The sequence below is a fragment of the Exiguobacterium sp. B2(2022) genome (assembly GCF_028823655.1).
In the GTDB taxonomy this organism is placed as follows: domain Bacteria; phylum Bacillota; class Bacilli; order Exiguobacteriales; family Exiguobacteriaceae; genus Exiguobacterium; species Exiguobacterium aestuarii_A.
In genome coordinates this window covers 1-6,465 of the sequence record NZ_JAPEHX010000091.1, presented here as the reverse complement: position 1 = coordinate 6,465, position 6,465 = coordinate 1, and the positions used below count along the sequence as shown (strand labels likewise).

7 protein-coding genes are annotated in these 6,465 nt (G+C 49.3%); 6 read left to right on the top strand and 1 reads right to left on the bottom strand.

What is annotated here, in order from left to right; genetic code table 11:
• Positions 1 to 700 (bottom strand): enoyl-CoA hydratase/isomerase family protein (locus ON063_RS14000; protein WP_446719144.1); only part of this gene is annotated, 700 nt, incomplete at its 3' end.
• 151 nt (positions 701 to 851) lie between these two features.
• Between ON063_RS14000 and ybaK the strand changes: the two genes are divergently transcribed.
• The 6 genes from ybaK to ON063_RS13970 all read left to right on the top strand — a co-directional run bounded on the left by ybaK (position 852) and on the right by ON063_RS13970 (position 6,098).
• Positions 852 to 1,316, top strand: coding sequence for a Cys-tRNA(Pro) deacylase (gene ybaK / locus ON063_RS13995; protein ID WP_274665538.1), 465 nt, complete (start codon positions 852 to 854; stop codon positions 1,314 to 1,316).
• A 19-nt stretch (positions 1,317 to 1,335) separates the two neighbouring features.
• Positions 1,336 to 2,034: a CDP-diacylglycerol--serine O-phosphatidyltransferase gene (gene pssA, locus ON063_RS13990; protein WP_031421233.1), complete on the top strand. Its 699-nt coding sequence runs from the start codon at positions 1,336 to 1,338 to the stop codon at positions 2,032 to 2,034.
• An 89-nt stretch (positions 2,035 to 2,123) separates the two neighbouring features.
• Positions 2,124 to 2,873, top strand: coding sequence for a carotenoid biosynthesis protein (locus ON063_RS13985; RefSeq protein ID WP_274665537.1), 750 nt, complete (start codon positions 2,124 to 2,126; stop codon positions 2,871 to 2,873).
• Positions 2,839 to 3,537, top strand: coding sequence for a lysophospholipid acyltransferase family protein (locus tag ON063_RS13980; protein ID WP_274665536.1), 699 nt, complete (start codon positions 2,839 to 2,841; stop codon positions 3,535 to 3,537). Before ON063_RS13985 ends, ON063_RS13980 begins: the two co-directional genes overlap by 35 nt.
• Complete coding sequence (locus ON063_RS13975; RefSeq protein ID WP_274665535.1) at positions 3,534 to 4,601, top strand: glycosyltransferase; 1,068 nt, start codon at positions 3,534 to 3,536, stop codon at positions 4,599 to 4,601. The genes ON063_RS13980 and ON063_RS13975 overlap by 4 nt, the downstream gene beginning before the upstream one ends.
• A 30-nt stretch (positions 4,602 to 4,631) precedes the next feature.
• Entirely contained in the window at positions 4,632 to 6,098 is a 1,467-nt protein-coding gene (locus tag ON063_RS13970; RefSeq protein WP_274665534.1) for a phytoene desaturase family protein, read from the top strand.
• The last annotated feature ends 367 nt before the right edge of the window (positions 6,099 to 6,465 follow it).

Here is a 6,465-nt window from a genome sequence, read left to right as displayed (position 1 = left end):
GCACGTCCGTGTCCCCGCACTTCCGTTGCCATTCGATTTCTTCATTCAATCCGTCCTCAAATGAAGCGGCTCGCATGAGCGCCTTCATCCCTTGAACAGCGACCGGTGATTTCGCAGCGAGTGTTTCCGCATATAAAGTCAATCGCTCCGTATACATCGCATCTTCCACGAGCTCTGTGACGAGTCCGAATGTGTGCGCTGCCTCCGAGTCAATCGTACTGCCACTCCAGAGCCAATCTAACGCAAGGTCGTCGCGCATGAGTCGACGTAAGTGATATGGACCGCCCGCATCCGCGACCAACCCGATTTTGATGAACGCCGAGCTGAACTTCGTCGACTTGGCGACGATTCGAACGTCTGCCGCGAGTGCCAAACTGAGTCCCGCTCCTGCCACAACGCCATGAATGCCCGCGATGATTGGCTTACGGCATGAGAAGAGCGCACGGACGAGTGGATGATACACCTCTTCTAAATATTCCCCGTAATCTGCATCGCTCTCGATCGTTAAATCTTGTCCAGATGAGAATGCCCGTCCTTCGCCGACAAGGACGATGACGCGAACCGCGTCGTCCTGATCAAATTCATCGATTGCCGTTTTCATTTCACGTAACAACGTCTCGTTCAAGGCATTCAGCTTTTCAGGTCGGTTGAGTTTCAACCACCCTACCCCATTGTGCGTCGTCAATTGAATCGTCTCCACTTTCATTCCCCCTTATAAAATGAATCACTGTTCATTTCTTCGCCATTCCGCCAAACTCCTTCCTTTACTGAAAAGTTTTTTGAAGTTCAATTGCCGTGAAGTTGGTTGATTTGCTATTCTAAAAGGAGTCGGTCACGAAAGGATGAGTCAGATGCAACTGACAAACGCCGCTCGGCAACTGAAACAAAAGAAGATTCCGTTCGCTTATCATACGTATGAAGTCGATGAAACCGATGTCTCTGCCAAACATGTCGCGAAGACGTTGCATAAACCGCTCGATGAACTGTACAAAACGATTTGTCTCGTGAACGAGAAAAAACAATACGCCTTCTTTCTCATTTCCGGAGAGCGTGACATTGATTTAAAAGCAGCCGCGAAAGCTTGGGGAACGAAGAAAGCATCGCCTGTCCCGATGAAAGAACTCGAGGCACTGACCGGATACATCCGGGGTGGCGTCTCTCCCATCGGGGCGAAGAAACCGTTCCCCGTATACTTGCATGAGGCAGCTAGAGAGAAAGAGACCATCACGATCTCTGCCGGGAAACGTGGCTATCAAATCGAGTTAAAGCCAGAAGATTTACTGCAATTCACAAACGGTCGCTGGTTCAGCCAATGACCTTACTGGGGGCAAAATTATGTGGAAAGAACGCATCCGTTCGTGGGTTCCAAACTCCTTTACGTTCGGAAACTTATTTTGTGGTGTCGTCGCCATCGTCTACGCCGCACGTGGTGACTTTTCAAACGCCACACTGTTAATCATCATCGCGATGATGCTCGATAGTTTAGATGGGCGCCTCGCCCGTATGCTCGGAGTCGCTGGGGACTTTGGGAAGGAACTAGACTCGCTCGCTGACATCGTCACGTTCGGTGTCGCACCGGCGATGCTCGCCTATTATACGTTTTTCATTGACTACGGCAATTATGGATTGTTCTTTGCGGCACTCTTTCCGCTTTTCGGGGCATACCGTCTCGCCCGCTTCAACTTGTCTGCGACAAACGTTGCGGCAAGTTACTTCTCAGGCGTCCCGATTACGGCCGCCGGTGGACTTCTCGCCGTCATCACGACGTTCGGGGACCGCGTCAGCGAACTGTTGACACCGATTTTCTTCACGGGGCTTGCCCTGTTGATGGTCAGCCGTGTCCGCATCCCGAGTTTTAAAGACGTGCCACTGCCACGTCACTCGTTCATCATTACGATCAGCCTCGTCTATGTGACGTATATGATGTTCGCACGTTGGAAAGAATGGCCGACGTTCTGGTTCATCGCCGTCCCGTTCTATGTCTTATTCATCGCTTTCTCGTTCGTGAAAAGACGGAAGCGGATGGCCAATTAAGAGTCTCGTTCAACGAGGCTCTTTTTTCGTACATGCATTTGTTAGACGAAGAATGAGATGAGCTTTAGAATAAAAGAAGAGGTGATGGAATGAAAGTGTATCCGTTTATTTGGAAATGGTTTATTGTCTGGTATTTCATTGGGTTGATCTTAGTCGGATTCGATTTGCTTCCGCCTTGGCTAGAATGGGCGAACCCCGTCTTTTTATGGCTCGCCGGCGCGATTGGTGGAACGATTCTTTATCAAGGGATTCGACAAGGTGTTTGGATTGTTCCGTTTATTTTCTTCGGTTCGATCGCCGTCGAGACACTCGGCGTAAAAACAGGGTTCCCGTTCAGCGAATACGTCTATGCCGAGGCATTCGGTCCGACTGTATTTGGAGTCCCTGTCACCATCGGGGCGGCGTGGCTCGCTGTCATCGGTTCTAGTTTTGCCGTGGCTCGACTCTTCACGTTCCGCAACAACATTTTATGGCTCGTCCCGTTTCTCGCCGTATGGCTCGATATGGCAATCGATCCTGTAGCGGCAAACGTGAAAGGCTACTGGGAATGGGCAAATGACGGCTTTTATTATGATATCCCGACGCAAAACTTTATCGGTTGGTTCGGGTTATCCCTTATTTTCTCGTGGATTTTGCAACGTCACGAACGAGCTGTCGATTCCTTGTTCATCCAGCACGGCGTTTACTTGTTCGTCATGCTTCATGCCCTCTTTGGCGTCACGGCCGTGAACGCAGGTCTTTATGGGATCGGCTTCCTGAGCATTCTGACGTCTGGGGTGATTCTTTTAGAAAGGAGAGTTCGCGATGATCGAGTCACACAAAAAGAAATGGTTCAATAATGTATTCTCAACATTCGTAAGGGAACGTCAGATTCGTCCGACGTTTCATAATATTTTTATTCGAACCGATGATATTCCTACGCCTGGTTTAATCTTAAGTACGCACAGTGCTTGGTGGGATGGACTCGTCATGTATATGGTGAATGAACATTTTTTGAGACATGACATCCATGTGTTGATGGACGAGGACGGATTGCGTCGTTTCCCGTTCTTTCGTCACCTTGGGGCCTTCTCTGTAAAAAAAGGAAGTCTATCCGATGTGCGTGCTTCCCTCGCCTATGCGAATGAGTTGCTTACTTCAGGTAAATCGGTGTGGATGTATCCACAAGGTCGAGAAGTCCCTCAAGAAATGCGTCCCATTGAAATCGAATCGGGGGCGACCCTGTTACTGAATGAGCGCCCTGTTCATTTATGTGCCATGTATTATGCATTCGAAAGCCATGCCGAGCCCGTTGTCTACGTCCGATTCCGAAAATACAGCGTGACCTCGTCGACTCGGAGAGCTCAAAAACAAGAGATTGCGCAAGCACTCGAGCAGTTGTATGACGATGTCAGACATGACGTCATTACACGTTCGACCGCCTATACTCCTTTGTTCCGTCCGCGACGCAATCTAGCCGAGTGGACAGAAACGTTCGTTCGACTCGGGAGGAAAGGCTCATGATTCTTTGGTTCGTGACCCTTTTCATGCTCATCTTCACACTCGTGAATCTGGCATTTTTACGACCACTCGCAAAACCCGGGAAAGCTATGGCGACAGCCGTCTGCATCCCGATGCGGAACGAGTCACGACATGTCGACCGATTGATTACTAATTTACAAATGGCGATCCCGGAGAATACTCATGTCTACATTTATGAAGACCGCTCCGAAGACGATACATATGAACGATTACATCGCGCAATCGGAGACGATTCCCGATTCACCGTCATTCAGGGAGTCCCTTTACCTGATGACTGGGCCGGGAAAGTCCATGCCTGTCATCAGCTCGCAACACATACGACTGAACCGTATCTCCTCTTTTTAGATGCGGACGTCACCATTGATTCGAGCTTTATCGCCCGCATGCATGCGACACTCGCACGTGAAAAGGCTGTCTTTTTATCCGGATTCCCTCAATTTCCGACATCGACATTTCTCGGGAAATTGTTGATTCCGATGCAACATGTGCTCATCGCCCAACACCTGCCCTTGTTCTGGCGAAAAGTGAAACACCCAGCATTCGCGGCAGCGAACGGAATGAATGTACTTGTCGAACGAAATAGTTACGAAGAGATTGGTGGGCACGCTTCGATCCGTTCATCGTTGATTGATGACATCGATTTATGTCGTATGTTCAAGCGTCATCAAAAAGTGACGTCACTCGTTCAAGTCGCCCCGTTCATCTCTTGTGATATGTATGAGACGAATGAAGAAGTATGGAGCGGGTTTTCAAAAAACGTATTCAAGGGAATGAATGAATCAGTAGGACTCGCCTTGTACTTCTTGACGTATTACGGGATTCAGTTGACCGCCATGTTCGCATGGCTATTTTCACCAAGTTGGCAAACGATCAGTGCGGCACTCTTCGTACTCCTCGCCCGACTTACTGTCGACATAAAATCTCATGGATCCGGTACATGGTTGCATCCAATCAGCTTGATCGCTTATCTGACCTTACTCGGGAACGCCGTCATCCGTAAATGGAGACGTCTACCGATCACGTGGAAAGGTCGCCATTATTCCTAATCGAGCGTTTTACTTAAGGGGGACAAATGTATGAAACAAATTGTTGTCATTGGAGCAGGGTTAGGTGGCCTGAGCGCTGCCGTTACGCTCGCCACACACGGCTATGACGTCACGGTCATTGAGAAGAATGAACATGTCGGCGGAAAACTCATGCCCGTCATCACCGACGGGCACCGTTTCGACTTCGGTCCGAACACCATCACGATGCCAGATGTCTTTCGTTCCGTCATCCGAAACAGCGGTGCCAATCCTGATGACTATTTTGAATTGATCAAACTCGATCAACATACCGTCAATCATTATTCGGACGGCTCCTCGTTCACATTTAGCGCCGATCGGGCACAACTTGAATCGGAAGTGCGACGATTGACGAATGACCAAATGAAGAAAAATCAATTACAAGCTTATTTAGATGAAGCAGAGAAGTTGTTCCGAATCGCGAACGAACGCTTCTTCACCCGTATGGAGACAAAATTAGATCCGGGCCTTTGGGCGGACATGGTAAAAGTACACCCGCTGCAAAGTCTGCATGCCCTTCATCAGAAATACTTCAAAGATAAGCGCATCATCCAGGCACTCGACCGATATGCGACGTATATCGGCAGTAGCCCGTACGTGACACCCGGCACGTTCGCGCTCATCTCTCATTTAGAATTGAATGAAGGGGTCTACTTTGCCAAGGGAGGCAACTGGAACATCGCCAAAGGGTTTGCGAAGCGAGCGAGTGAACTCGGGGTGACGTTCCGACTCGGACACGAAGTGACGAAAATTGAAGTCCTGAACGGTAAGGCTCATGAAGTCGTCGTTGATGACAAAGAAGTCATCTCTTGTGATGCCGTTCTGCTCAATGGCGAGCTGCTCACGCAATATCCTCGACTTGTCGATGCGAAAGACCGGCCTTCTTTCCCGGTCCCGACACGCGATACCGTCGAGCCGTCTATCTCTGCATTCGTGTTAATGATCGGGTTAACAAAACGATTGAACCTCGCCCATCATAACGTCTATTTCTCTGACGACTACGAGCGAGAATTCAAAGCACTCTTCCAGGAAGAACGCTATGCGGACGAGCCGACCATCTATATCTCCAATTCATCCGCAACCGATCCATCGATGGGGGAGGCAGGAGACAACCTGTTCATCCTCGTCAATGCCCCAGCTCATTTGACTGACATCGATGCTAATACGTATGAACATTTGATTCGTCGGCGCTTGCGTTCGTTCGGTGTCGATTGGGAAGAAGAAGAGGTTCTCTTCCACCGCCGGGTGACACCACAAGACTTGAGCCGTGACTTTTATGCCTATTACGGTGCTCTTTATGGCACGTCGGCCAACTCGAAAAAAGGAGCATTCTTTAGACCGGCAGCCCGCTCGACGGACGTCTCGAACATCTGGTTCGCAGGTGGTTCGACTCATCCTGGGGGAGGGAGCCCAATGGTCACGCTTTCAGGACAATTCGCTGCACGGTCGATGTTAGAGGACATACCTCTGACAATATGAACATTTTGTGAACGTGAGTTTCGACACTTGTCGACAATTGAAAGACGTGATAATATCATATTCGAGTTCAAGCAGTTCTGTAACGTTGGTTACACCTGTAGCGATCGAATGGCTTCCCCGAGCCTTATCGCGTTTTGAACTTGTCACACCCGAGAAAAAGTGATGAGCGAGTTTCCCCACTCGTATCCCGTAGTTGAGACAGCTTGCGTATGATGTTCCCCCTTAGTCCATCAAGCATCCTGTTTCAACGAAGATGTCCCAATTGATTCATTCCCCATGAATCCCGGCACATCTTTAGGGCTTCATCACAAATCGATTCATTCATTTCCCCGATGAATGGATCACATAACGCTTACGCCACTTTTGG